This is a genomic window from Enterobacter sp. CRENT-193, assembly GCF_002787395.1.
In the GTDB taxonomy this organism is placed as follows: domain Bacteria; phylum Pseudomonadota; class Gammaproteobacteria; order Enterobacterales; family Enterobacteriaceae; genus Enterobacter; species Enterobacter hormaechei_C.
In genome coordinates this window covers 1,756,815-1,781,587 of the sequence record NZ_CP024812.1, presented here as the reverse complement: position 1 = coordinate 1,781,587, position 24,773 = coordinate 1,756,815, and the positions used below count along the sequence as shown (strand labels likewise).

Below are 24,773 nucleotides of genomic sequence, written 5' to 3'. Positions count from 1 at the left end.
CAACTCTGTTAAGGGGATAAACGATAAGTATCGCAGATCCCCGTCAGATGATCATGCTCCATCGGTGCTTTGCGCGCCAATTGCCGCCATAAACCGTTCCGTAATTTGCTGCGGTCGGGTGATCGCCCCGCCGACGACAACCGTGTGCGCCCCCAGCGCCAGACACCTGGCCGCGCGATCGGGGGTATCCACGTTACCTTCGGCTATCACGGGGATCGTGACGGCAGACAGCACCTCTTTCAAAAACGCGCAGTCATTTTCCGGTAGCGAATGGCCCGCGGTCTCCGCCGTATAACCGTAAAGGGTGGTTCCGACACAATCAAATCCCAGCGCCTGCGCGGTCACGGCCTCCTGCACGGTGGCAATATCCGCCATCAGCAGCAGCGAAGGGTAACGGGTGCGGATCTGCGCGATCAGCATGTCCAGCGATACGCCACCGGGCCGTTTCCGGGCGGTCGCATCCAGCGCAACGATCTCCGGGGCGACCGCCATCAGCTCATCCACTTCTTTGAGCGTCGCGGTGATGAACACCTCGCTGTCCGGATAGTCTCGTTTGATGATGCCGATGACCGGCAGTGAGACCAGCCCTTTGATAGCCTCGATATCCACCACGCTATTGGCGCGAATGGCGCTGGCACCGCCCTGGGCCGCCGCCAGCGCCATTCGCGACATAATAAACGGGCTGTGCAGCGGTTCGTTTTCCAGCGCCTGGCAGGAGACGACCAGTTTTCCTTTCAGGTTATCCAGTACAGTTTTCATTACGATAAGATCTCTTCCACTTCGTTTTTGATAATGGTGACGTGCGGGCCAAAGATGACCTGAACCCCGTTACCGCGCACGATGACGCCGCGCGCGCCGGTCGCTTTCAGTGCAGATTCATTGACTTTGCTACCGTCTTTCACCGTGACGCGAAGGCGCGTGGCGCAGCAGTCAACGTCATCCAGATTGTCTTTTCCTCCCAGCCCGGCGATCACCGCCGCGGCGCGCTCGCTTTGCGGCAGGGTAGCCTCGTCAGCCAACGCCTCCTTTTCACGGCCCGGCGTGGCAAAATCAAAACGTTTGATCAGATAGCGGAAGGTACAGTAGTAAAGGAAGAACCACGGTACGCCCACCAGCGGGACGAACATCCAGTTAGTTTTCGCTTCCCCCTGCAAAATGCCGAACAGCACGAAATCAATAAACCCGCCGGAGAAAGTTTGTCCGATGGTGATGTGCAGAATGTGCGCGAGCATGAACGCCAGCCCGTCAAACAGCGCATGAATGACGTACAGCACCGGGGCAATAAACAGGAATGAGAACTCTATGGGCTCGGTAATTCCCGTCAGGAATGAGGTTAACGCCGCAGAGAGCAGCAGCCCGGCAACCCGCTTTTTGTTCTCCGGCCTGGCCGTGTGGTACATCGCAAGGCAGGCGCCGAGCAGACCAAACATCATGGTAATAAAGCGCCCGGACATGAAGCGCGACGTGCCCTCATAGAAATGCTGCGTGTTCGGGTCGGCGAGCTGGGCGAAGAAGATCCGCTGCGTGCCCTCAACCAGGTGACCGTTAACAATTTCACTGCCGCCAAGCGCGGTGGTCCAGAACGGAAGATAGAAGATGTGGTGCAAACCAAACGGGCCAAGCATGCGCAGGATGAAGCCGTACAGCAAAGTCCCCAGATAGCCGGTGGCATCCACCAGCCCGCCGAGGCCAAAGATCAGCTTCTGGAAGTGCGGCCAAACAACGGTCATGAGCGCCCCGACGAGTATCGCCGCCAGCGAGCTGATAATCGGAACAAAGCGCGAGCCGCCAAAAAAGCCCAGGAATTGCGGAAGCGCGATTTTGTTAAACCGATGGTGCAGCGCGCAGGTCACCAGACCAATAACCACGCCGCCAAACACGCCGGTTTCCAGCGTCTGAATGCCCAGCGTCATGCCCTGCCCTGCGGCCCCCGGATTTTCAAGGGCCAGCTTTCCGGTCAGGATCAGCAGGGCATTGATAGTGGCATTCATCACCAGATAAGCGAGTAATGCCGCCAGCCCTGCCGTGCCTTTATCATTTTTTGCCAGCCCAACGGCGACCCCAACAGCGAACAGTACCGACAGGTTTGCGAACACAATCGAGCCTGCGCTGCTCATGATGGTAAAGATGGCCTGTAGCCAGCCAACGTCTAAAAATGGATACGCGGTAAGCGTATTCGGATTCGATAGCGCCCCGCCGATCCCCAGCAACAGACCTGCTGCGGGCAGTATGGCGATGGGTAACATAAAGGATTTGCCAAAGCGCTGCGCTTTTTCAAACCATCCGCCGGAAGACGCTCCGCTGAACATTTGCATCATTTTTTTATCCCCCTGGTTGTTGATGAAAATTTTTACCACATATATTTTCAATTGTGAAAATTACCACCAAAAACCAGGACGCCGATCATACTTTTTCGAAATGACTGGCATCTCTCCCCCGCTTTCCGCCACACTAGTTGGCAGAGAAACGCATTAAGGATCTAGCATGTCGGACCATGAAAACCTGCTGCTGAAGCTACGCCAGGAGGCTTCCGGGTACAGCCCAACGCAACAAAAACTGGGGGATTTTGTTCTCAACGATCCTGCCAGGGTGCTCTACCTGACGATCACCGAGCTGGCGCGTGAAAGCGGCACCAGCGAGGCCAGCGTCACACGCCTTTGCCGCACGCTGGGCTGTAAGGGGTATAACGAATTTAAAATGGCGCTTGCGCTGGATATTCAGCAGGGTTTGCCTGAGCGTCAGGCAGGAGATGCAATAGATAACGTGGTGGATGAGTCTGTCCAGGCGCTGCAAGATACCGCAAAACTCCTCGACCGGGCCCAGCTTGAACAGGCGACACTGGCCCTGCATCAGGCGCAGTCAGTGCAAATTTACGGAGTGGCGGCCAGCGCGATTCTGGGGGAATATTTGCATTACAAGCTCCTGCGGCTGGGCAAACCCGCGCAGCTGTTTAGCGATATGCATCGCGCGGCCATGAATGCGGCAACGCTGTCTGACGAGACGCTGGTGGTCGCTATCTCAAGTTCGGGATCGACCCGCGATTTACTCCACGTCGTGAAGCTAGCCCGCAAGCGGGGCGTTAAGGTACTGGCGCTCAGCAATACGCCTCGCAGCCCGCTGGCCTCCCTGAGCGATTTACAGCTGGTTGCAGCCAAACCCGAGGGACCGCTGAGCGCGGGTGCGCTCAATGCCAAGGTTGGCGTGATGCTGCTGGTTGAACTGCTAACCACTTCCCTTATTGCAGTAGACAGCCATTACGGTGACGTTAGCCAGCAAACGGCAAGCGCCACGTTGCCGCTTCTGCTATAGAAAACAAAAAACCCGCCGAAGCGGGTTTTTTCATAAGAACGAAGGTTCAGGCTTATGCCTGGCCTTTGATCTCTTTACGACCGTTGTAAGGTGCTTTTTCGCCCAGCGCTTCTTCGATACGAATCAGCTGGTTGTATTTAGCAACACGGTCAGAACGGCTCATAGAACCGGTTTTGATCTGGCCAGCAGCGGTACCCACAGCCAGGTCAGCGATGGTAGCGTCTTCAGTTTCGCCAGAACGGTGAGAGATAACCGCGGTGTAGCCAGCGTCTTTCGCCATTTTAATCGCAGCCAGCGTTTCGGTCAGGGAACCGATCTGGTTGAATTTGATCAGGATGGAGTTAACGATGCCTTTCTCGATACCTTCTTTCAGGATCTTGGTGTTGGTTACGAACAGGTCGTCACCCACCAGCTGGATTTTGTCGCCCAGTACTTTAGTCTGGTATGCGAAGCCAGCCCAGTCAGACTCATCCAGACCGTCTTCGATAGACACGATTGGGTACTGTTTGGTCAGGTCTTCCAGGAAGTGGGTGAACTCTTCGGAGGTGAACGCTTTGTTGCCTTCGCCAGCCAGAACGTATTTACCGTCTTTGTAGAATTCAGATGCTGCACAGTCCATCGCCAGGGTGATGTCTTTGCCCAGCTCGTAGCCCGCTGCTTTTACCGCTTCAGCGATAACAGCCAGTGCTTCTGCGTTAGAACCCAGGTTTGGCGCATAGCCACCTTCGTCACCCACAGCCGTGTTCATACCTTTAGCTTTCAGAACTTTAGCCAGGTTGTGGAACACTTCAGAACCCATACGTACTGCTTCTTTCAGGGATTTCGCGCCAACTGGCTGAATCATGAATTCCTGAATATCAACGTTGTTGTCTGCGTGCTCACCACCGTTGATGATGTTCATCATTGGTACAGGCATGGAGTATTTGCCTGGGGTGCCGTTCAGTTCAGCGATGTGCTCGAACAGTGGCATACCTTTAGCCGCCGCAGCCGCTTTGGCGTTCGCCAGGGAAACGGCCAAGATTGCGTTCGCACCGAAGTTAGATTTGTTTTCAGTACCGTCCAGATCGATCATGATCTTGTCGATGCCAGCCTGATCTTTAGCATCTTTGCCAACGATAGCCTGAGCAATAGGACCGTTAACAGCGCCAACCGCTTTCAGTACGCCTTTGCCCATGAAACGGGATTTGTCGCCATCACGCAGTTCCAGCGCTTCGCGGGAACCTGTAGAAGCACCTGATGGAGCCGCTGCCATACCGACGAAACCACCTTCCAGATGAACTTCAGCTTCAACGGTCGGGTTACCACGGGAGTCGATGATTTCACGACCGATGACTTTAACGATTTTGGACATTAGATTTTCCTCAGTACAAGTTAAACTAAAACTCCAGACAAACAACGCGTACCAAAGGTACGCGTTGCCGTTCTAACTTTTTTTACTTCGCCTGACGCTTCTGGTACTCGCTGGCGGCTTTCACGAAGCCTGCAAACAGCGGATGCCCGTCACGCGGCGTTGAAGTAAATTCCGGGTGGAATTGGCAGGCCACGAACCACGGATGGTTAGGCACTTCGATGATCTCGACTAACTGATCATCCCCGGAACGGCCCGCAACACGCAGACCCGCAGCTTCAATTTGTTTCAACAACATGTTGTTGACTTCATAGCGGTGACGATGGCGCTCGGTGATGACCGGCTCGCCGTACAGCTTGCGTACCACGCTATCGTCGGACAGCTGGCAGGCCTGTGCGCCAAGACGCATGGTGCCACCCAGATCGCTCTTCTCGGTACGGACTTCGACGTTACCGTCTTCGTCGCGCCATTCCGTAATCAGCGCCACAACAGGGTACTTACAGTCTGGCACAAATTCCGTAGAGTTCGCGTTTTCCATTCCCGCTACGTTGCGCGCAAATTCAATCAGCGCAACCTGCATACCCAGGCAGATACCGAGGTATGGAATATTGTTTTCACGCGCATAGCGTGCAGTGGCGATCTTGCCTTCAACACCACGGTAGCCGAAGCCGCCAGGGATGAGAATCGCATCCAGATCTTTGAGAATTTCGACGCCGCGCGTCTCCACATCCTGCGAATCAATCAGCTTGATGTTCACAGAGACGCGATTCTTCAGACCACCGTGTTTCAGCGCTTCGATAACTGACTTATAGGCATCTGGCAGTTCGATGTACTTGCCGACCATACCGATAGTCACTTCGCCGCCCGGATTGGCTTCTTCGTAAATCACCTGCTCCCATTCAGACAGGTTAGCTTCCGGACAGTTCAAGCTGAATCGTTTACAAATATAATCGTCCAGACCCTGTGATTTCAACAGGCCCGGAATTTTATAAATGGAATCGACATCTTTCATTGAAATAACGGCTTTTTCAGGCACGTTACAGAACAATGCAATTTTCGCACGTTCGTTCGCCGGAATCGCGCGATCGGAACGGCAAACCAGGATGTCAGGCTGAATACCGATGGAGAGCAGCTCTTTAACAGAGTGCTGAGTCGGTTTGGTTTTCACTTCACCTGCTGCCGCCATGTAAGGCACCAGCGTCAGGTGCATGAACAGCGCGTGCTCACGACCAATATCTACCGCCAGCTGACGAATCGCTTCGAGGAATGGCAGGGATTCGATATCCCCCACGGTACCGCCGATTTCAACCAGCACAACGTCATGCCCTTCGCCACCGGCAAGGACACGCTCTTTAATGGCGTTAGTGATGTGTGGGATGACCTGCACGGTCGCGCCCAGGTAGTCACCACGGCGCTCTTTACGCAGAACGTCAGAGTAGATACGACCAGTCGTAAAGTTGTTACGACGGGTCATTTTGGTACGGATGAAACGCTCGTAGTGGCCAAGATCCAGATCGGTTTCAGCGCCGTCTTCAGTAACGAACACTTCCCCGTGTTGGGTTGGGCTCATGGTGCCAGGATCGACGTTGATGTACGGATCCAGTTTCATCATGGTCACATTGAGGCCACGGGCTTCAAGAATGGCTGCGAGGGAGGCTGCGGCAATGCCTTTACCCAGAGAGGATACGACCCCGCCGGTCACAAAAATATAGTTCGTTGTCATGCTGAACCTGAGAAGTTAGGGTGAAACGATGGAATAACCAGGACGGGAAAGTAGTATACCCGAACACGACGAGCGCCACAAACTTTCATTCTCCGTCTCCATTCCAGGCCATGACAAACATAAGGAGTGAGAAAATAGCCCCTTTTGGGTAAATGTTTTTGACGCAAATCAAGCGCTTGTCATTTAAAAAATCACACAAATTGCGCTTGATCGCAAAATCTCGTTAGAGATCATGTTCCTGGCGTTTTACTTCCTGCCAGACTTCTTCCATCGCGTCGAGGTCAATCCCGCTCATTTCCAGGCCGCGCGAGGCCACAATCCGCTCAACTTCGCGAAAGCGTCGTTCGAATTTAATGTTCGCTTTTTGCAGGGCGGTTTCCGCTTTTACACCGAGGTGGCGTGAAAGGTTGACGGTTGCAAACAGCAGATCGCCCATCTCCTCTTCCAGCTTTGCTTCATCCACAACGGCCTGCTGCGCTTCATGCATCACTTCGTCGATCTCTTCGTGTACTTTTTCCAGCACCGGGCCGAGAGAGGTCCAGTCAAACCCTACCGCCGAGCAGCGCTTTTGAATTTTGTGCGCGCGCATCAGCGCGGGAAGGTTCAGGGGAATGTCGTCCAGCGCCGAGTGCTGGGATTTTTCAGCGCGTTCAGCGCTTTTTATCTGCTCCCAGCGCGCCAGCACTTCCGCACTGTTGCCTGCGGAGGCATCACCAAAGATATGCGGATGACGACGCTCCAGCTTGTCGCTGATAGCGGCGCAGATATCGTCAAAGTTAAAGCGCCCCTCTTCCTGCGCCATCTGCGCGTAGAACACCACCTGGAACAGCAGGTCGCCCAGCTCACCGCGCAGATCGTCGAAATCCTCGCGTGAAATGGCGTCCAGCACTTCGTAGGTCTCTTCCAGCGTGTAAGGCGCAATGGTGGCGAAAGTCTGCTCTTTATCCCACGGGCAGCCGTTTTCCGGATCGCGCAGGCGTTTCATGATGCCAAGCAGGCGGTCGATTTGAGTCATAACAGATTCCATTAAATGCCTGAGCCGGGTGGCGGCGTTGCCTTACCCGGCCTACAGAAGAGGATGTTTAGCCACCGTGCAGACGACGCGCGTCAATCACATCCGGCACCTGATTCAGTTTGCCGAGTACGCGGCCCAGCACCTGAAGGTTATAGATTTCGATAGTCATATCGATGGTGGCAAGCTGCTCGCGGGTATCGCTGCGGCTGGCAACGCCCAGCACGTTGACCTTCTCGTTGGCGAGAATGGTGGTGATGTCGCGCAGCAGGCCGCTGCGGTCGTTGGCAGTGACGCGCACCACCAGCGAGTAACCCGCCGAGTAGCTCTCCCCCCAGACGGCTTCCACGATACGTTCCGGCGCATGCGATTGCAGCTCTGCAAGCTGATCGCAGTCGGAGCGGTGAATCGAGATCCCACGCCCCTGGGTGATAAAGCCGACAATATCGTCTCCCGGGATCGGCTGGCAGCAGCGGGCAATATGGTGCATGAGGTTACCCACCCCTTCAACCACCACGCGGCCATTGTCCTTGCTGCGCTGCTGCGGAGCGTAGGTTTTCTGCTGGAGCTGTTTCAGCGCCGCCGCATCCTGCTCCGCTGCGCTTGGCTTGTTGAACTGCGCTTGCAGGAAGTTCACCATCTGGTTCAGGCGGATATCGCCGCCACCAATCGCCGCTAACAGTTCGTCGAGCTCGTTGAAGTTGTAGCGTGGCAGCAGGAACTTCTCCGCCTCTTTCAGGCTTATCCCGATATGTTCCAGCTCGTCGTCCAGGATCTGACGACCGGCAAGGATGTTCTTGTCACGATCCTGCTTGCGGAACCAGGCGTGGATTTTAGAGCGCCCACGGCTGGTGGTAACGTAACCGAGGTTCGGATTCAGCCAGTCGCGGCTTGGGTTTGGCTGCTTCTGGGTGATGATTTCAATCTGATCGCCCATCTGGAGCTGGTAGGTAAACGGTACGATACGTCCGCCGATCTTCGCCCCGATGCAACGGTGCCCCACATCGCTGTGGATGTGGTAGGCGAAATCGAGCGGCGTGGAGCCTGCCGGCAAATCAACCACGTCCCCTTTCGGGGTAAAGACGTAGACGCGATCGTCGAAGACCTGACTGCGCACTTCGTCGAGCATTTCGCCGGAGTCGGCCATCTCTTCCTGCCACGCAATCAGCTTACGCAGCCAGGCGATACGGTCCTCGTGACCGGAGCGACCTCCACCGGAGGTACCCTCTTTGTATTTCCAGTGCGCCGCCACGCCCAGCTCGGCGTCTTCGTGCATCTGTTTGGTACGGATCTGAATTTCCACCGTTTTGCCGCCAGGGCCGAGCACCACGGTATGGATAGACTGATAGCCATTCGGTTTCGGGTTCGCGACGTAGTCATCGAACTCATCCGGCAGATGGCGGAAATGAGTATGCACTATCCCCAGCGCGGCATAGCAGTCCTGAAGACGCTCCGCCACGATACGCACCGCGCGCACGTCAAACAGCTCGTCAAAGGCGAGGTGTTTCTTCTGCATTTTGCGCCAGATGCTGTAGATGTGCTTTGGACGCCCGTAGACCTCGGCGCGCACATTCTCCTCTTTCATCGACTGGCGCAGCCCGCTGACAAATTCCTCGATATAGTGCTCGCGGTCAATGCGGCGTTCGTGCAGCAATTTTGCAATGCGTTTGTATTCCGCCGGATGCAGGTAGCGGAAGCAGTAATCTTCCAGCTCCCACTTCAGTTGCCCGATACCCAGACGGTTCGCCAGCGGCGCATAGATATTCGTACACTCTTTGGCGGCCAGGACGCGCTCGTCTTCCGGCGCATCCTTTACTTCACGCAGATGGGCAACCCGTTCGGCCAGCTTGATCACCACGCAGCGGAAATCATCTACCATCGCCAGCAGCATACGACGAACGTTATCCACCTGCTCGGAAGAGACAGAGTCAGTTTGCGCGGCTTTAAGCTGACGAATGGCTGCCATATCACGTACGCCGTGGATAAGCGCCACGACGGACTGGCCGACGCTTTCACGCAGGACGTCTTCCGTCACCACGTCGGCGTCCGCCAGGGGGAACAGCAGTGCGGCCTGTAGCGTTTCGATGTCCATGTTCAGCATGGAGAGAATTTCAACCATCTCCACGCCGCGCCACAACAGCAGTTCAGCGTCCGGATGCCCCTGCGTTGTGCGTAAACAATAGGCCCAGGTTTCGGTTAAGCGTTCACACGACTGCTGGCTGGAAATCCCCAGACTTGCGATCCATTTTTGAGGGTCAAACTCACCAGCTTTATTTAAATGTGCACTTCTTACCGCAACCATCGTCCTCTCCTTTAGGGACAAGGGCCTGTCGAAGTCGACAAGCCAAACTCATTAGATGTGCTCGAACAACACCATCGATTCCAGATGACCAGTGTGCGGGAACATGTCCAGCATTGCCAGACGCCGAATCTGGTAACCCCCGCTCAATAATGCTTCGCTGTCACGGGCAAGCGTCGCCGGGTTACAGGAAACATAGACCACGCGTTCAGGCGCGAGTTTAATTATATGCTGCATCACGCCCGGCGCACCTGCGCGCGCCGGATCGAGCAGGATCTTATCAAAGCCCTGCTTAGCCCACGGTTGCTGAGTGACATCATCCTCAAGATTTTGATGAAAGAATGTCACATTTTGCAAACCGTTCTGTTGGGCGTTCTCCTGGCCTTTCGCCACCAGCGCCTCAACGCCTTCCACTCCGACCACGCTTGCTGCTCTGCGGGCCAGCGGCAGGGTAAAGTTCCCCATGCCGCAGAACAGATCGAGCACCCGGTCAGTGGGCTGTACGTCGAGCCATTCCAGCGCATTCGCCACCATCTGTTGGTTCACGCCGTCGTTGACCTGGATAAAATCCCGCGGGCTGAACGTTAAGCGTAGCCCGTCTGACGCATACCAGGGCGCTTCTCCGCTGACCTGCTCAAGTATCTCGCTTTGCGGCGCGAGGAAAAGCGCAAGCTCATGAGAATGCGAAAAGCGTTCCAGTTTTTCGCGATCCGCCTTTGACAGCGGCGCGGTGTGGCGCAGCACCATCAGCGGGGCACTGTTGGCCAACACCAGTTCGACATGGCCGAGCGAACGCACGCCATCCAGCGATGCAAGACAGTGGTGCACGTCCGGGAGCAATGCCTCAAGATGGGGCACCAAAACAGGGCACTGCGTGACAGAGACGATATCGCTGGAGCCGGCTTTGCGAAACCCCATCTCCAGCCGCTCGGTTTTGGGCTGGTAGCTGAGGCTCAGGCGAGCGCGGCGACGGTAGCCCCAGGGCCGATCGGCAATGATGTCATTCACGTCGTGCCCGACCAGGCGGGCCAGCGCGCTGCTTTTACTTTTTTGCTGTAATTCAGTGCTGGCATGCTGTTGCTGGCAGCCACCGCAGACGCCAAAATGGGGGCAGCGAGGCGTCACGCGCTCCGGGCTATCATTAAGACGGCGCTTGACCTGACCGCGCGCATACTGACGTTTGTCTTCCGTCAGCGTAATATCTGCACGTTCTCCTGGCAGCAAACCTGTGATAAACAGTGTTTTACCCTTGTGACGCGCCACCCCCTGTCCAAAAGGATCGAGGTCAGAGGCTTCAACAGTTATGATCTGACGCGTCGTCACGCGTCGTTTTGCAGAGTAGAATTGCGCCATCGCCGAGATTGTTCTCAAATAAACATAATTAGCCTGATTGTCCCATAACGGAACTCCATGACCAACTACAGCCTGCGCGCGCGCATGATGATTTTGATCCTCGCTCCTACCGTTCTCATCGGTTTGCTGCTGAGCATTTTCTTTGTGGTGCATCGCTATAACGATTTGCAGAGACAGCTTGAAGATGCCGGGGCCAGCATTATCGAACCGCTGGCCGTCTCCAGCGAGTACGGTATGAACCTGCAAAACCGTGAATCCATTGGTCAGTTAATCAGCGTGCTGCACCGCCGTCATTCAGAGATTGTGCGCGCCATTTCCGTTTACGATGAGCATAACCGTCTGTTCGTCACCTCGAATTTCCATCTGGATCCCACGTCGCTGAAAATCCCGGATGGTACCCCCTTCCCGCGTCATCTTACGGTGTTGCGGCGAGGCGATATCATGATCCTGCGCACGCCGATTATCTCCGAAAGCTATTCACCCGATGAATCCGCCCAGTCCGATGCGAAGTCCAGCAATAATATGCTGGGATATGTGGCGCTGGAGCTGGATCTTAAGTCGGTACGGCTCCAGCAGTACAAAGAAATATTCATCTCCGGCGTGATGATGCTGTTCTGCATCGGCATAGCGCTGATCTTCGGCTGGCGACTGATGCGCGACGTCACGGGGCCTATCCGCAACATGGTGAATACCGTTGACCGGATCCGCCGGGGTCAGCTCGACAGCCGCGTGGAAGGCTTTATGCTCGGCGAGCTGGATATGCTGAAAAACGACATCAACTCAATGGCGATGTCGCTGGCGGCTTATCACGAAGAGATGCAGCACAACGTTGACCAGGCCACCTCTGACCTGCGCGAAACGCTGGAGCAGATGGAGATCCAGAACGTGGAGCTGGATCTGGCGAAAAAACGTGCTCAGGAGGCGGCGCGTATTAAGTCTGAATTCCTGGCGAACATGTCGCACGAGCTGCGCACGCCGCTGAACGGGGTGATTGGCTTTACCCGTCTGACGCTCAAAAGCGAGCTTAACCCAACCCAGCGTGACCATCTGCATACCATTGAACGCTCAGCCAATAACCTGCTGACCATTATTAACGACGTACTGGACTTCTCGAAGCTGGAAGCGGGCAAGCTGATTCTGGAGAGTATTCCCTTCCCGCTGCGCAGCACGCTGGATGACGTGGTCACGCTTCTTGCCCACTCATCGCATGATAAGGGTCTGGAACTGACGCTCAATATTAAAAATGATGTGCCGGATAACGTCATTGGCGACCCGCTGCGCCTGCAACAGGTCATTACCAATCTGGTGGGCAACGCGATTAAGTTCACCGAGAGCGGCAACATCGACATTCTGGTCGAAAAAAGGGCGCTCAGTAATAACAAAGTCCAGATTGAAGTGCAGATCCGGGATACCGGCATCGGTATTCCGGAGCGCGATCAGACGCGTCTGTTCCAGGCTTTCCGCCAGGCCGATGCGAGCATTTCCCGTCGTCACGGCGGAACGGGCCTGGGGCTGGTGATCACCCAAAAGCTGGTGAAAGAGATGGGAGGCGATATCTCCTTCCACAGCCAGCCTAACCGGGGCTCAACCTTCTGGTTCCATATCAACCTTGATCTTAACCCGAACGTGCAGACCGACGGCCCGGTCACCGGCTGCCTGAAAGGGATGCGTCTGGCCTATGTGGAACCGAACGCCGCGGCGGCGCAGTGTACGCTGGATGTATTAAGCAGCACGCCGCTGGAGGTCATCTACAGCCCGACCTTCTCCGCGCTGGCGAACGATCATTACGATATCCTGTTGTTGGGGATTCCGGTGACGTTTACCGGAGAACTGACCATGCAGCAGGAACGCCTGGCGAAGGCGGCCTCAATGACGGACTACCTGCTGCTGGCGCTGCCGTGCCACGCCCAAATCAACGCCGAAGAGCTGAAAAACGACGGAGCGGCGGCGTGTCTGCTGAAACCCCTCACCGCCACACGGCTGTTACCTGCGTTGACCGAATATTGCCGTCTGACGCATCAGTCCCTGCCGCTGGAAAATGACGAACATAAGCTGCCGATGACGGTGATGGCCGTGGACGATAACCCGGCGAACCTGAAGCTGATTGGCGTGCTGCTTGAGGATCAGGTTCAGCACGTTGAGCTGTGTACCAGCGGCGCCGAAGCCGTGGAACAAGCCAAACAGATGCAGTTCGACCTGATCCTGATGGATATTCAGATGCCGGGCATGGATGGCATCCGCGCCTGCGAGTTGATTCGCCAGCTTCCGCACCAGCAGCAGACGCCGGTGATTGCCGTGACGGCGCACGCGATGGCGGGGCAAAAGGAGAAACTGCTGGGTGCGGGTATGAACGATTATCTGGCGAAACCGATCGACGAAGAGAAGCTGCACAGCCTGCTGCTGCGCTACAAGCCGGGACACATTGGCGGGACATACACCATTACAGCTGAATCGCCGGAAATTAGCGTTAACCAGAATGCCACGTTTGACTGGCAACTGGCGCTGCGCCAGGCGGCGGGCAAACCCGATCTGGCCCGCGATATGCTGCAAATGCTGGTGGACTTCCTGCCTGAGATCCGTAACAAGGTTGAAGAACAGCTGGTGGGTGAAAACCCTGAAGGGCTGCTGGAGGCTATCCATAAACTGCACGGCAGCTGCGGCTACAGCGGCGTACCGCGGTTGAAAAATCTCTGCCAGCTGCTTGAACAGCAGCTTCGCGCGGGTACGCCAGAATCCGATCTCGAACCGGAGTTCCTGGAGCTGCTGGATGAGATGGACAACGTGACGCGGGAAGCAATGAAGGTGTTGGGGAGCTAAGACCAAAGCCCGGTGGCGCTTCGCTTACCGGGCCTACAGGAGCACGAACGTTAACGCGACATCCCCTGCCCCATCTTTATCACCGCCGCAATATTCCTTGCGGCCATCTGTACATTCTGTTGCGCATTTTCCAGCGCATCCTCCAGCGAGCAGATGGTGTAAATCACGCTGAATACGGCATCCAGTCCGTGCTCATGCACCACGCCAACATCCGCCGTCAGGCTGCCGGCAATGCCAATAACCGGCTTGTTATAGCGTTTCGCGACTCTCGCCACGCCAACGGGCACTTTTCCGTGGATCGTCTGGCTGTCGATACGCCCTTCGCCCGTGATCACCAGATCGGCGTCCGCGACCTGTTCATCGAGATGCAGGGCATCGGTGACAATCTCAATCCCCTGACGGAGCTGTGCGCCGCAAAATGCATACAGCGCCGCCCCCATTCCGCCAGCCGCACCGCCGCCCGCCAGGTTTAAGACGTCAATATCCAGATCCCGGGCGATAATTTTTGCGTAATGCGCAAGCGCGTTGTCCAGCGTCCTGACCATCTCCGGCGTCGCCCCTTTCTGCGGACCAAATACCGCAGAAGCGCCAGTCTCGCCGATCAGGGGGTTGGTTACATCGCAGGCCACTTCAATTCGACAGGCTGCCAGCCGCTTATCCAGCCCGCTAAGATCGATATGCGCAAGGCTTGCCAGTTCGCCGCCGCCCGGCCCAACGGGCTGCGCTTTCGCATCCAGCAGTTTTACGCCCAGCGCCTGCACCATGCCTGCGCCACCGTCATTGGTCGCGCTGCCTCCAATGCCAATAATGATATGCTTAACGCCCGCATCCAGCGCATGACGGATCAGTTCCCCGGTTCCCCAGGAGGTGGTGATTAACGGGTTACGCTTTGCAGGAGCAACAAGCTCCAGACCGCTCGCTGCCGCCATCTCGATAAAGGCGCTTTTCCCGTCTCCGGATAACCCGAAAAACCCTTCCACGCGTTCACCCAAAGGCCCGGTAACAGGAACATGGACAAGACGCCCATGCGTGGCTGCCACCATCGCTTCCACCGTCCCTTCACCACCATCGGCAACCGGTAATTTGACATAGTCCGCTGACGGGAAAATTTCGCGAAAACCGACCTCTATCGCTGTCGCCACCTCCAGCGCGCTCAAGCTTTCCTTATACGAGTCCGGAGCGATAACAATTTTCATAAGCCATCCTTACGCATGTTAGTTACGTTAAGCATACACCACGTAAGGGACCACTCATGGGAGCGGTCCCAATGAGCTTATCGTACCATGCACGGACGTTTATTGTCGAATCTCCACTCTGGGATCAGGTATTGCATCGCCAGCGCGTCATCACGCGCGCCCAGGCCGTGTTTCTGGTAAAGCTCATGCGCTTTCATGACCTGGTCCATATCCAGCTCAACGCCCAGCCCCGGCGTAGCAGGAACTTGCACCATGCCGCCTTTGATTTCAAACGGCTGTTTGGTCAGGCGCTGGTTGCCCTCCTGCCAGATCCAGTGGGTGTCGATGGCGGTAATGTTGCCCGGCGCAGCGGCCGCCACGTGGGTGAACATCGCCAGCGAGATGTCGAAGTGGTTGTTGGAGTGGGAGCCCCAGGTCAGGCCGAACTCATGGCACATCTGCGCCACGCGAACCGAGCCCTGCATCGTCCAGAAGTGCGGGTCTGCCAGCGGAATGTCCACCGATTGCAGCGAGAGCGTGTGCCCCATCTGACGCCAGTCGGTCGCGATCATGTTGGTGGCGGTTGGCAGCCCGGTGGCGCGACGGAACTCCGCCATTACTTCACGTCCGGAGAACCCCTGCTCGGCGCCGCACGGATCTTCCGCGTAGGCCAGCACGCCTTTAAGCTGCTTACCGATTTTGATCGCCTCATCAAGCGACCAGGCACCGTTCGGATCCAGCGTGACGCGCGCCTGCGGGAAGCGCTTCGCCAGCGCGGCGATCGCCTCAGCTTCTTCTTCACCCGCCAGTACGCCGCCTTTCAGCTTGAAGTCATTAAAGCCATATTTTTCATACGCGGCTTCCGCCAGGCGCACCACCGCGTCCGGGGTCATCGCTTCATCGTGACGCACACGATACCAGTCGCATTTTTCGTCCGGCTGGCTCTGGTACGGCAGCGGGGTGAGTTTGCGGTTGCCGATAAAGAACAGGTAGCCGAGCATTTCCACTTCGCTGCGCTGTTGGCCGTCGCCCAGCAGGGAGGCGACATTGACGCCCAGATGCTGGCCCAGCAGATCCAGCATCGCGGCTTCAATGCCCGTGACCACATGGATAGTGGTGCGCAGATCAAACGTTTGCAGACCACGGCCACCCGCATCACGATCGGCAAAGGTCGTGCGCACGCGAGTCAGCACATTTTTGTACTCGCCCAGCGTTTTACCCACCACCAGCGGAATGGCGTCCTCCAGCGTTTTACGGATCTTCTCCCCGCCCGGGATTTCACCGACACCGGTATGCCCTGAGTTGTCCTTGATCACCACAATATTACGGGTGAAGAACGGCGCATGGGCGCCGCTCAGGTTCATCAGCATGCTGTCATGTCCCGCGACAGGAATGATCTGCATGGAGGTAACTACAGGGGTAGAAAATGTGCTCATCGTTCGATCCTTTTATCAGTGACGTCCAAATACAGGGCGCTTACGGTCAAATGTCCAGCCGGGGATAAGGTACTGCATCGGGCCTGCGTCGTTGCGCGCGCCGCCCGGCAGTTTTTTATACGCTTCATGCGCCTTGTGGATCTGATCCCAGTCAAGCTCCACGCCCAGCCCCGGCGCATCCGGTACGGCAATTGTGCCGTTTTTGATTTCAAGTGGATTTTTGGTCAGGCGCGCTTCGCCTTCCTGCCAGATCCAGTGCGTATCGATGGCGGTCGGGTTGCCCGGCGCCGCCGCGCCAACGTGGGTAAACATCGCCAGCGAAATGTCGAAATGATTATTGGAGTGGCAGCCCCAGGTGAGGCCCCAGTCATCGCACAGCTGCGCCACGCGCACCGCGCCGGAAAGGGTCCAGAAGTGCGGGTCCGCCAGCGGTATGTCCACCGCATTCAGCATCACCGCATGGCCCATTTCGCGCCAGTTGGTGGCGATCATGTTGGTCGCAACCGGCAGCCCTGTAGCGCGGCGGAATTCGGCCATCACCTCGCGGCCAGAAAAGCCCTGCTCGGCGCCGCACGGATCTTCCGCGTAGGTCAGCACGTCGCCCAGCCCTTTGCACAGCGCGATAGCTTCATCCAGCAGCCAGGCGCCGTTCGGATCGACGGTGATGCGTGCCTCCGGGAAGCGTTTTTTCAACGCGCGCACGCTGTCAATCTCCTGCTCGCCCGGCAGAACGCCGCCTTTCAGCTTGAAGTCTTTAAAGCCGTAGCGATCCTGCGCCGCCTCTGCCAGGCGTACCACCGCCTCGCCAGAGAGCGCCTCCTGATGACGCAGGTGATACCACTCGTGGCTACCCGGCGAGCGTTCCAGATACGGCAGATCGGTTTTAGTCCGGTCGCCAACGTAGAACAGATAGCCCAGCACCGTGACCGCATCACGCTGTTTGCCTGGCCCCAGCAGTTCGCAGACCGGCACGTTCAGCGCCTTGCCCAGTAAATCGAGGAGAGCCGCCTCCAGCGCCGCCACCGCGTTAACGCGCAGTTCAAACGTCCAGGCACCTTTGCCGAAGGTATCAAAATCCGCCGACTGGTTGCCCTTATGCACCCGCTGAACCACCTTGTTGAGACGGGCGACCTCCTGCCCAACCACCTGCGGGATGGCGTCGACCAGCGTCTGGTAAATCACCTCTCCGCCAGGCGCTTCCCCGACGCCGGTGTTCCCTGCGCTGTCGGTCAGCACCACAATGTTGCGGGTGAACCAGGCGTTATGCGCGCCACCAATGTTGAGCAGCATGCTGTCCTGCCCCGCCACCGGGATGACCTTCATCTCCGTCACGATCGGGCTTGATTGCGTTGTCATCATCCGCGCTCCCCAACAGGTTTCAGTTCGATTCGTTTGATGTCACCCACCAGCACCAGGTAACTGAGTACCGCCACCAGCGCATGGACGCCTACATAAATCAGCGCACCATTGAAGGAGCCGGTGGTGCCGACGATGTAACCGATAGCGATTGGGGTGACAATGCCGGAAATGTTGCCAAACATGTTGAACAGACCGCCGCTCAGGCCGCTGATCTCTTTCGGCGCGGTATCTGCCATCACCGCCCAGCCCAGTGCGCCAATGCCTTTACCGAAGAAGGCCATCGCCATAAAGCCGATAATCATCCACTCCGCGCTGACGTAGTTACAGAACACCATGGTCATGGAGAGCAGCATGCCGAGCACGATTGGCGTTTTACGCGCAATATTCAGCGAACCGGTACGACGCATCAACCAGTCGGAGATGACCCCGCCAAGCACTCCACCCACGAAGCCGCAGATGGCCGGCACGGAGGCGACAAACCCCGCCTTCAGAATCGACATGCCGCGCGCCTGCACCAGGTAAACCGGGAACCAGGTGATGAAGAAGTAGGTTAAGGCGTTAATGCAATACTGGCCGAGATAGATACCGATCATCATTCGTGAGCCGACGAGTTGTTTGATCTGCCCCCATTTCTGGCTGAACGGGACCTTAGCTTTCTGGGTTTTCTGATCCATGTTGATCAGCGCCCCGCCTTCAGCAATGTAGTCCAGCTCTTTCTTGTTCACGCCCGGATGCTGGTTTGGTTCGTGGATCACTTTCAACCAGATGAAGCTGATGACGATCCCCAGCCCGCCCATGAAGAAGAAGACGTGTGACCAGCCCACCTCATGCGTCAGCCAGCCCATGATTGGCGCGAAAATAACCGTCGCAAAGTATTGCGCCGAGTTAAAGATCGCTACCGCCGTTCCCCTCTCCTGCGCCGGGAACCAGGCGGCCACAATACGGCTGTTGCCAGGGAACGATGGCGCTTCCGCTAAGCCCACCAGGAAGCGGAGGGTAAAGAGCGCAATGATAATGCCGAAGCCGCTAAAGATATCCACGAAGCCCTGTAACAGGGTAAACATCGACCAGATGAAAATGGACCAGAAATAGACCCGTTTTGAGCCAAAGCGGTCCAGCAGCCAGCCGCCAGGGATTTGGCCGATTACGTAGGCCCATGAAAATGCGGAGAAAACATACCCCATACCCACCGGATCAAGTCCGATGTCCTTTGCCATCTCAGAGCCGGCAATGGATAACGTGGCACGGTCGCCGTAGTTGAAAGAGGTGACGATAAACAGCATCACCACTATCCAGTAGCGGGCGTTGGTGCGCTTCTCAGCGCTGCTCGCCGCGTGGCTTAATGTACTCATTGTTGCACTCCTGAAACATAGCTTTCGCCTGGTTCATTCTGTACAGCACCTGTAGGGTAATCAGAATGAGAGATTTGTGTTTGGTTTTGGTACGGCCAGAAGCCGTTTTATAGTGACGGGAAAAGTATATGAAGGAGTGACCGGTTCTCTCACCGTGCAGGAACACAACATTGACGGGCGTGGGGAACGTGGTTTGGGGCATAAGCCCAAAGTGGTGGAAGATACTTCACGGAATTGAGGATAGGATGCGGCTTCGTTGCCGGGTGGCGGCTTCGCCTTACCCGGCCTGGCGTTCGTTTAGTACAGGGTTAGTTCAGGAGCGTGGCCCAGTGTTCAACCCAGGGATTTGACTCGCTTTCTGGCTCAGGGTGTTCACCCGCATCAATCAGCAACATATCTCCGACGCGCTGAGCGCTCTGTTCCTGCAACAGCGCGTCGAACTGTTTACCGCCGCCGCAGAAATTGGCGTAAGAGCTATCGCCGAGGGCAATGATGCCATAGTGAACATCTGGCTGATAGCCAAGCTGGTCTTTAATGCCCTGGAAAAGCGGGACGATGCTGTCCGGTAGATCGCCCTGCCCGGTGGTGGAGGTCACCACCAGGATGTATTTATCTTTATACTTTTCCCAGTCCGCCAGCTCCGGATCTTCATAGACCGTTGCTTTATGGCCCTGGTTTACGAGGATTGCTTCCGCTTCCTCCGCCACCAGCAGCGAGTTGCCGTACATCGTGCCGACAAAAATGCCTACTTCAGCCATGCTTTGCTCCCGTAATTATTGCGCTTGCTGTTCATCCTGAACGTTGCCTGCGGCAAACTCAACCCTTTCATTTTCGGGGAGTTGTCCCAGCCAGCCAAACTGTGACAGCGCCTGCATCCAGACCTTGTCCAGCCCCGCGCGAATAGTCAGCGGTTCGCCGGTAAACGGGTGCGTCAGGCGTAGCTCGCTGGCGTGCAGCATCAGCCGGTTACAGCCAAAGTGCTCGGCCGCGCTGCGGTTCTGGCGCAGATCGCCGTGCTTGCTGTCGCCGATAATGGGGTGGCGCAGATGTGCAAGGTGACGGCGAAGCTGGTGCTTGCGCCCGGTTTTGGGCAAAAGCTCCACCAGACTGTATCGCGTGGTCGGAAATTTGCTGGTCGCCACCGGCAGTTCTGTGGTCGCCATACCACGATAGTCGGTCACCGCTGGCTGCGGGCCTTTATCGTCGCGGGCAAATTTATCGGCGATTTTATCCAGTTCCTCCACCAGGGGATAATCAAGCGTGGCGGAATCCATCAGCCAGCCACGCACGATGGCGTGGTAGCGTTTCTGGATCTGGTGCTGTTCAAACTGCTGCGCCAGCAGGCGCCCGGCCTCACTGGAAAGCCCCATCAGCAGAACACCAGAGGTTGGCCGATCGAGACGATGGGCAGTAAAAACGTGCTGACCGATTTGATCGCGCACGGTTTGCATGACCACCACTTTCTCATCGCGATCGAGCCAGCTACGGTGCACCAGCCAGCCGGACGGTTTATTCACCGCCACTAACCACTCATCCTGATAAAGGATCTCAAGCGTCATGCATCGTCACCGGCGAAAAGCGCATCCAGCTTCTCCAGCTCCACCAGCATCATGGCACGCGCCGGGTGGGTCGCTTCCAGCGCCATTTCGTAATAGGGAGAGACGGCAAAAGACGCGGGCAACGCGTGGCCACCTTCCAGCAGCGCATGCATACGCGGAATTAAGACCCACTGGAGCCACTCGAACGGGTCCAGCGTATCCAGACAAAACGGTTGGGTGCTGGCGAACGCGTCTGGCTGCGGCGCGTTATCCTGCCACAGCTGATGCTGGCGCATAAGGGCTTCGATGGCGTGCAACTGCGCACGAACGCTGTCATGATGCGACATATATACCTCAACTGAAAAACGGAATGGCGCGAAGCATAGCATTGCGGAAGACAGAAATAAAAAAGGGAGCACTGTAAAAACAGTGCTCCCGGTTCGTTTCGCAGCATTCCAGCTACAATACGTGCTCCCTGCTCATCCGTGACAACTTTTCCTGATGCCCGAAGGCCTGGTCATCCCTTTACCTTTTGCTTCCTGCTCACATCGTCCTGATGTGTAGGTTTCATCCTGAAACGTCCTGGCCATCCTGACCCACCGACCATCCTGACCGGCTCTCGTTCTCCTTCCTGGAGGTGTCCCTTACGCATCCTGCGTGATCCACTTTGCTTCATCCTGAAGCCTTCCTGCGGCGTCATCCTGACGTGTCCCTGGTAAGAAACGCCATCATCCTGATGTTCGTTTCTCGTGTCGGCATCCTGTCGACACAGATAGAATCCGCTATTCTGCTTCGTCTTACAACCCACCTTGTGAGCAATGTAAGCCAGGCGAAACGGGGGATTTCCTTTCAGAAAACCACTAACTTATTGAAAGAGAAGTTAATATTAATCTGAAATTCCTAAGACAATGCTAATTGTTTCGGCGATGTCTCACAGCGCGTGTAAGAGATCTCTCACACGCCCACTAGCATCATGGATTACAGAAGCGGCTCAATTCGGGTAAGGAAATCCGCAAGTGAAGGCGCGAGAACGTCGCGATTGCGGGTGCCGAGCGTCTCTTTAATGACCTCGCCAGACAGGTTGCAGACAGAAATGACGTCCAGTTCACTGTCGAGCGTCGCAATAAAGAGAGTCGGAGAGAGCTTAAGCCGTTTTTGCGTGACCAGGTGACCAATGAGGTTTTCCTGAACGCGTTGCAGATCGTCTTCGCTCCAGGTTTGCAGCAGCGTCAGCGGCTGTCCTGCAAAACATGCAGTCATATCCCCGGCAAACTGCGTGGTATAAAATGCATGAAGCGCAGGTTGTATCACAAGGTCCATCGCGCGTTCAACAGCATTTACATTCTGCTCGCCCATGAACGGTTTCGGTTGCCAGATAACGTAATCATCCTGCGAAGCGATAATGCACGGTGACGGCACGCCATATAAGTCAGTACTTTGCGGCCACGTCCCCCGCTTTTCATGCCAGGCATCGCAATAGCGGGTCGTGAAGGACGTCAGGGCATTTGCAGTTTCGATATCCACCGATTTCTCTCTTCTTGTAAGACAGGATAAACTCAGCCCATAAGTGTACCTGTAAAGTGGCTATGAAACATGTCTTACGAAAATCATCAGGCGTTAACGGGCTTAACGCTGGGAAAATCGACCGATTACCGCGACACCTACGATGCAAGCCTGTTGCAGGGCGTGCCGCGCAGTCTGAACCGCGATCCGCTCGGGCTGCACGCTGACGCGCTGCCGTTTGTCGGCGGCGACATCTGGACGCTGTACGAACTCTCCTGGCTGAATGCGCGCGGTCTGCCGCAGGTGGCCGTGGGCCACGTTGAGCTGGATTACGCCAGCGTAAACCTGGTCGAATCCAAGAGCTTTAAGCTCTATCTCAACAGCTTTAACCAGACCAAATTTAACAGCTGGGACGAGGTGCAACAGACGCTTGAACGTGATTTAAGCGCGTGCGCGCAGGGGAACGTAACCGTCTCGTTATACCGTCTGCATGAGCTGGAAGGTCAGCCCATCGCCCATTTCCACGGCACCTGCATCGACGGTCAGGACATTGAGGTGGAAAGCTATGAATTTAGCAGCGACTACCTGGAAAACGCGGCGGGCGGAAAAGTGGTCAACGAGACGCTGGTTAGCCATCTGCTGAAATCCAACTGCCTTATCACCCATCAGCCGGACTGGGGCTCGGTACAGATCCAGTACCGCGGCCCGCAGATTGACCGTGAAAAGCTGCTGCGTTACCTGGTGTCATTCCGTCATCACAACGAATTCCACGAGCAGTGCGTGGAGCGCATCTTCAACGACATCCAGCGTTTCTGCCAGCCCGAAAAGTTGAGCGTTTACGCCCGCTACACCCGTCGCGGCGGTCTGGATATCAACCCGTGGCGCACCAATACCGATTTTGTGCCTGCCACCGGACGACTTGTGCGCCAGTAAGATAAATATTTTCACAATATGCGGGCGGTATTCCGCCCGAAGTGTTGTGAAACGTCATAAGCCAGGGCTATTGTAATCAACAGGGAAAGACGATAATCGTCCCATAAGGAGCTCACTTGATTACACATATTAGCCCGCTTGGCTCTATGGATATGTTGTCGCAACTGGAAGTGGACATGCTTAAACGCACCGCCAGTAGCGACCTTTATCAACTGTTTCGTAACTGTTCACTTGCCGTACTGAACTCCGGAAGCCTGACCGACAACAGTAAAGAGCTGCTGTCCCGCTTCGAAAGTTTTGATATCAACGTGCTGCGCCGCGAGCGCGGGGTGAAGCTCGAAGTGATCAACCCGCCGGAAGACGCTTTTGTCGACGGGCGTATTATTCGCTCACTTCAGGCCAACCTGTTTGCCGTGCTGCGCGACATTCTGTTTGTTAACGGACAGATTAGCAATGCCGGACGTTTCCAGCATCTTGACCTGGAAAGTTCCGTTCATATCACCAACCTGGTCTTCTCCATTCTGCGTAACGCCCGTGCCCTGCACGTGGGCGAAGCGCCGAACATGGTCGTCTGCTGGGGCGGTCACTCCATTAACGAAACCGAATACCTGTATGCCCGCCGCGTAGGGACGCAGCTCGGCCTGCGCGAACTGAATATCTGTACCGGTTGCGGTCCTGGCGCGATGGAAGCGCCGATGAAAGGCGCGGCAGTAGGACACGCACAGCAACGCTATAAAGAAGGCCGTTTTATCGGCATGACCGAGCCATCGATCATCGCCGCTGAGCCGCCTAACCCGCTGGTTAACGAACTGATTATTATGCCGGATATCGAAAAACGTCTTGAGGCGTTTGTCCGTATCGCGCACGGCATCATCATCTTCCCGGGCGGCGTAGGCACGGCGGAAGAGCTGCTTTATCTGCTGGGGATCCTGATGAACCCGGCTAACAAAGATCAGGTTCTGCCGCTGATCCTGACCGGCCCGAAAGAGAGCGCCGACTACTTCCGCGTGCTGGACGAGTTTATCGTGCATACGTTGGGCGAAGATGCGCGCCGTCACTACCGCATTATTATTGACGATGCCGCAGAAGTGGCCCGTCAGATGAAAAAAGCGATGCCGCTGGTGAAAGAGAATCGTCGTGATACCGGGGATGCCTACAGTTTTAACTGGTCCATCCGTATCGCACCGGATCTTCAGATACCCTTCGAGCCGTCGCATGAGAACATGGCGAACCTCAAACTCTATCCGGATCAGCCGGTGGAAGTGCTGGCTGCCGACCTGCGTCGCGCCTTCTCTGGCATCGTGGCGGGGAACGTGAAAGAGGTAGGGATCCGCGCAATTGAAGAGTTCGGGCCGTATAAGATCCACGGTGACCCGGAGATGATGCGCCGCATGGATGACATGTTGCAGGGCTTTGTCGCTCAGCACCGCATGAAGCTTCCAGGCTCTGCCTATATTCCGTGTTACGAAATCATCAAGTAAAGCGACATTTCTCTCCTCTCAAGCCGGATCGTCATCCGGCTTTTTTATTAGTGATGCAATTCATAGCGATCTTCAATGTTATTAACAAATCTGACGCCTGCGCAAACGATTACCTCGATTTTGAAACCGTAAATA

General features: G+C 56.2%; 19 protein-coding genes. 4 read left to right on the top strand and 15 right to left on the bottom strand.

Annotation, left to right across the window (positions count from 1 at the left end):
• Positions 1-51: 51 nt before the first annotated feature.
• Both CU081_RS08780 and CU081_RS08775 read right to left on the bottom strand, forming a co-directional pair.
• Complete coding sequence (locus CU081_RS08780) at positions 52-759, bottom strand: N-acetylmannosamine-6-phosphate 2-epimerase (protein WP_003862709.1); 708 nt, start codon at positions 757-759, stop codon at positions 52-54.
• Positions 759-2,318 (bottom strand): maltose/glucose-specific PTS transporter subunit IIC, encoded by a 1,560-nt coding sequence (locus tag CU081_RS08775; protein ID WP_022651783.1) that lies wholly within the window; start codon positions 2,316-2,318, stop codon positions 759-761. Before CU081_RS08775 ends, CU081_RS08780 begins: the two co-directional genes overlap by 1 nt.
• Before the next feature lie 166 nt (positions 2,319-2,484).
• Here CU081_RS08775 and CU081_RS08770 point away from each other — a divergent pair, with 166 nt between their 5' ends.
• On the top strand, positions 2,485-3,309 hold the full coding sequence (locus tag CU081_RS08770) for a MurR/RpiR family transcriptional regulator (protein ID WP_003862713.1): 825 nt from the start codon (positions 2,485-2,487) through the stop codon (positions 3,307-3,309).
• 52 nt (positions 3,310-3,361) lie between these two features.
• On the opposite strand, the gene eno is transcribed toward CU081_RS08770, so the two are convergent.
• The 5 genes from eno to rlmD form a co-directional block, all read right to left on the bottom strand.
• The gene (gene eno / locus CU081_RS08765) at positions 3,362-4,660 is read right to left on the bottom strand and encodes a phosphopyruvate hydratase (protein WP_003862715.1); all 1,299 of its coding nucleotides are present in this window, start codon (positions 4,658-4,660) and stop codon (positions 3,362-3,364) included.
• A gap of 82 nt (positions 4,661-4,742) precedes the next feature.
• Complete coding sequence (gene pyrG / locus CU081_RS08760) at positions 4,743-6,380, bottom strand: glutamine hydrolyzing CTP synthase (protein ID WP_003862718.1); 1,638 nt, start codon at positions 6,378-6,380, stop codon at positions 4,743-4,745.
• Between the two features lie 223 nt (positions 6,381-6,603).
• A complete protein-coding gene (gene mazG, locus CU081_RS08755; protein ID WP_003862720.1) occupies positions 6,604-7,395 on the bottom strand; it encodes a nucleoside triphosphate pyrophosphohydrolase in 792 nt (263 codons plus the stop codon).
• Between the two features lie 67 nt (positions 7,396-7,462).
• Positions 7,463-9,694 (bottom strand): GTP diphosphokinase, encoded by a 2,232-nt coding sequence (gene relA, locus CU081_RS08750; protein ID WP_003862722.1) that lies wholly within the window; start codon positions 9,692-9,694, stop codon positions 7,463-7,465.
• 51 nt (positions 9,695-9,745) lie between these two features.
• On the bottom strand, positions 9,746-11,044 hold the full coding sequence (gene rlmD, locus CU081_RS08745; RefSeq protein WP_003862724.1) for a 23S rRNA (uracil(1939)-C(5))-methyltransferase RlmD: 1,299 nt from the start codon (positions 11,042-11,044) through the stop codon (positions 9,746-9,748).
• A 57-nt stretch (positions 11,045-11,101) separates the two neighbouring features.
• Between rlmD and barA the strand changes: the two genes are divergently transcribed.
• Complete coding sequence (barA, locus tag CU081_RS08740) at positions 11,102-13,861, top strand: two-component sensor histidine kinase BarA (protein WP_100185460.1); 2,760 nt, start codon at positions 11,102-11,104, stop codon at positions 13,859-13,861.
• Positions 13,862-13,911: 50 nt separating this feature from the next.
• On the opposite strand, the gene CU081_RS08735 is transcribed toward barA, so the two are convergent.
• From CU081_RS08735 to syd, 8 genes are all read right to left on the bottom strand, one after another.
• Positions 13,912-15,057 (bottom strand): glycerate kinase, encoded by a 1,146-nt coding sequence (locus tag CU081_RS08735; protein WP_003862729.1) that lies wholly within the window; start codon positions 15,055-15,057, stop codon positions 13,912-13,914.
• Between the two features lie 77 nt (positions 15,058-15,134).
• On the bottom strand, positions 15,135-16,472 hold the full coding sequence (gudD, locus tag CU081_RS08730) for a glucarate dehydratase (RefSeq protein ID WP_003862731.1): 1,338 nt from the start codon (positions 16,470-16,472) through the stop codon (positions 15,135-15,137).
• A 15-nt stretch (positions 16,473-16,487) separates the two neighbouring features.
• Complete coding sequence (locus CU081_RS08725) at positions 16,488-17,828, bottom strand: enolase C-terminal domain-like protein (RefSeq protein ID WP_003862733.1); 1,341 nt, start codon at positions 17,826-17,828, stop codon at positions 16,488-16,490.
• Positions 17,828-19,183 (bottom strand): galactarate/glucarate/glycerate transporter GudP, encoded by a 1,356-nt coding sequence (gudP, locus tag CU081_RS08720; protein WP_003862734.1) that lies wholly within the window; start codon positions 19,181-19,183, stop codon positions 17,828-17,830. Before gudP ends, CU081_RS08725 begins: the two co-directional genes overlap by 1 nt.
• 308 nt (positions 19,184-19,491) lie before the next feature.
• Positions 19,492-19,941 (bottom strand): flavodoxin, encoded by a 450-nt coding sequence (locus CU081_RS08710; protein ID WP_003862736.1) that lies wholly within the window; start codon positions 19,939-19,941, stop codon positions 19,492-19,494.
• A gap of 15 nt (positions 19,942-19,956) precedes the next feature.
• Positions 19,957-20,742: a tRNA pseudouridine(65) synthase TruC gene (truC, locus tag CU081_RS08705; protein ID WP_003862739.1), complete on the bottom strand. Its 786-nt coding sequence runs from the start codon at positions 20,740-20,742 to the stop codon at positions 19,957-19,959.
• A complete protein-coding gene (locus CU081_RS08700; protein ID WP_003862740.1) occupies positions 20,739-21,068 on the bottom strand; it encodes a YqcC family protein in 330 nt (109 codons plus the stop codon). Before CU081_RS08700 ends, truC begins: the two co-directional genes overlap by 4 nt.
• A 631-nt stretch (positions 21,069-21,699) precedes the next feature.
• The gene (syd, locus tag CU081_RS08695; RefSeq protein ID WP_003862744.1) at positions 21,700-22,245 is read right to left on the bottom strand and encodes a SecY-interacting protein; all 546 of its coding nucleotides are present in this window, start codon (positions 22,243-22,245) and stop codon (positions 21,700-21,702) included.
• Between the two features lie 69 nt (positions 22,246-22,314).
• On the opposite strand from syd, the gene queF reads away from it, so the two are divergent.
• Positions 22,315-23,157, top strand: a complete 843-nt coding sequence (gene queF / locus CU081_RS08690; protein ID WP_039269087.1) for an NADPH-dependent 7-cyano-7-deazaguanine reductase QueF — start codon at positions 22,315-22,317, stop codon at positions 23,155-23,157.
• Positions 23,158-23,273: 116 nt separating this feature from the next.
• Positions 23,274-24,638 (top strand): nucleotide 5'-monophosphate nucleosidase PpnN, encoded by a 1,365-nt coding sequence (gene ppnN / locus CU081_RS08685; RefSeq protein WP_003862748.1) that lies wholly within the window; start codon positions 23,274-23,276, stop codon positions 24,636-24,638.
• Positions 24,639-24,773: the final 135 nt, after the last annotated feature.

What these genes read in the sequence shown, in the direction of transcription:
- CU081_RS08780 (WP_003862709.1), bottom strand. Translation starts at nt 759, where the DNA reads ATGAAAACTGTACTGGATAACCTGAAAGGAAAACTGGTCGTCTCCTGC.
- CU081_RS08775 (WP_022651783.1), bottom strand. Translation starts at nt 2,318, where the DNA reads ATGATGCAAATGTTCAGCGGAGCGTCTTCCGGCGGATGGTTTGAAAAA.
- CU081_RS08770 (WP_003862713.1), top strand. Translation starts at nt 2,485, where the DNA reads ATGTCGGACCATGAAAACCTGCTGCTGAAGCTACGCCAGGAGGCTTCC.
- eno (WP_003862715.1), bottom strand. Translation starts at nt 4,660, where the DNA reads ATGTCCAAAATCGTTAAAGTCATCGGTCGTGAAATCATCGACTCCCGT.
- pyrG (WP_003862718.1), bottom strand. Translation starts at nt 6,380, where the DNA reads ATGACAACGAACTATATTTTTGTGACCGGCGGGGTCGTATCCTCTCTG.
- mazG (WP_003862720.1), bottom strand. Translation starts at nt 7,395, where the DNA reads ATGACTCAAATCGACCGCCTGCTTGGCATCATGAAACGCCTGCGCGAT.
- relA (WP_003862722.1), bottom strand. Translation starts at nt 9,694, where the DNA reads ATGGTTGCGGTAAGAAGTGCACATTTAAATAAAGCTGGTGAGTTTGAC.
- rlmD (WP_003862724.1), bottom strand. Translation starts at nt 11,044, where the DNA reads ATGGCGCAATTCTACTCTGCAAAACGACGCGTGACGACGCGTCAGATC.
- barA (WP_100185460.1), top strand. Translation starts at nt 11,102, where the DNA reads ATGACCAACTACAGCCTGCGCGCGCGCATGATGATTTTGATCCTCGCT.
- CU081_RS08735 (WP_003862729.1), bottom strand. Translation starts at nt 15,057, where the DNA reads ATGAAAATTGTTATCGCTCCGGACTCGTATAAGGAAAGCTTGAGCGCG.
- gudD (WP_003862731.1), bottom strand. Translation starts at nt 16,472, where the DNA reads ATGAGCACATTTTCTACCCCTGTAGTTACCTCCATGCAGATCATTCCT.
- CU081_RS08725 (WP_003862733.1), bottom strand. Translation starts at nt 17,828, where the DNA reads ATGACAACGCAATCAAGCCCGATCGTGACGGAGATGAAGGTCATCCCG.
- gudP (WP_003862734.1), bottom strand. Translation starts at nt 19,183, where the DNA reads ATGAGTACATTAAGCCACGCGGCGAGCAGCGCTGAGAAGCGCACCAAC.
- CU081_RS08710 (WP_003862736.1), bottom strand. Translation starts at nt 19,941, where the DNA reads ATGGCTGAAGTAGGCATTTTTGTCGGCACGATGTACGGCAACTCGCTG.
- truC (WP_003862739.1), bottom strand. Translation starts at nt 20,742, where the DNA reads ATGACGCTTGAGATCCTTTATCAGGATGAGTGGTTAGTGGCGGTGAAT.
- CU081_RS08700 (WP_003862740.1), bottom strand. Translation starts at nt 21,068, where the DNA reads ATGTCGCATCATGACAGCGTTCGTGCGCAGTTGCACGCCATCGAAGCC.
- queF (WP_039269087.1), top strand. Translation starts at nt 22,315, where the DNA reads ATGTCTTACGAAAATCATCAGGCGTTAACGGGCTTAACGCTGGGAAAA.